The sequence below is a fragment of the Marilutibacter aestuarii genome (assembly GCF_006546775.1).
GTDB lineage: Bacteria > Pseudomonadota > Gammaproteobacteria > Xanthomonadales > Xanthomonadaceae > Marilutibacter > Marilutibacter aestuarii.
Genome location: NZ_VICE01000045.1, coordinates 1 through 1,040 on the forward strand (window position 1 = coordinate 1; position 1,040 = coordinate 1,040).

Below are 1,040 nucleotides of genomic sequence, written 5' to 3' on the forward strand. Positions count from 1 at the left end.
TTGAGCATCGTGCTGACGCGCTCGTTGCCCCACAGCACGGCCGGGCGGGCGGGGTCGCGGCCCAGGATGCGGGTCGGCCTGTCAGCGCTGGGGCCACTGGGCACCGGCGCCAGGTAGCAGTCCCAGGGACCGCCGGAGTAGCAGCGACCGCCGTTCGCGCCGGGCGCGTCGACGCCGATCATGTACTCGCCGGGCGCGACGTAAACGGTGTCGCCGCCGCTGATGCGGGCGGCGCCGGACGCCGGCAGCACCTGGTGCAGTGAATTCCAGGCGCAGGCCTGGTTGTTGCCCGAGCCGGGATAGGCCGCGTCGCTGGTGCCGGTGCACTGCGCCGCGCTACCGCCATCGGTGCGGACGTAATAGGTGGCGGCATGGGCGGCGGTGATGCCGGCGAATGCCAGGGCCGCGAACGCGGCCGACGAAGCCCAGGGGCGCAGGCGACGGTTCGCCGGCACGCGCAGGGTGGAAGAGGGGGGCATGGGGGAACTCCAGGATCAATGCGAACAGGGGGAATGGCTCGCGTCCCTGTGAACCTGCGGGGAGTCTGCCCCTGTCGCCGGCCGCAATCTGGTCCAGCGGACACAGTTACGGCTACCTGGGCTGGTGCTTTGTCACACAAACAAGTACTTGATTCGCATTCATTTTCATGACTTTTCGTTCACCTCGCACGCGATCGCCCGCGAGCTGCAGGCGGGGCAGCGCGTGTCGAGTTGGTCTGCGTTGACGGGTCCGCCGGCCGGACCCGCGGGGGTGCCGCGCTGGGGTCAGGGCTGGCGTTCGACGGCGCCGATGTCGGCGCCGCGGCCCAGCGGCCGGGGCCGACCGTCGACGTCCTCGCCGGGGGGCGTGTCCACTTCGGTGGCCCGGTCGACCAGCGGGCTGCCGTCGAGCGGGGTGGCGTCGAAGTCGGCCATCGCGGTGCGGGTGAGGCGGGGGTCGCTGCACACGCTGCCGGACGGGCACTGGCCCGACTTGACGTTCCAGAACGCATTGCCGCTGTAGGTCAGCGCCGCGCTGGAGTTGTAGGCGTAGTGGCCGCA

Annotated in this window: 2 protein-coding genes; both read right to left on the reverse strand. The window is 71.2% G+C overall.

Features of this window, described 5'->3' with window-relative positions:
- Positions 1-479: hypothetical protein (locus FKV25_RS04695; RefSeq protein WP_141517644.1), on the reverse strand; the 479-nt coding region annotated here is incomplete at its 3' end.
- Positions 480-764: 285 nt separating this feature from the next.
- Positions 765-1,040 (reverse strand): choice-of-anchor Q domain-containing protein (locus FKV25_RS16170; protein WP_211345371.1); only part of this gene is annotated, 276 nt, incomplete at its 5' end.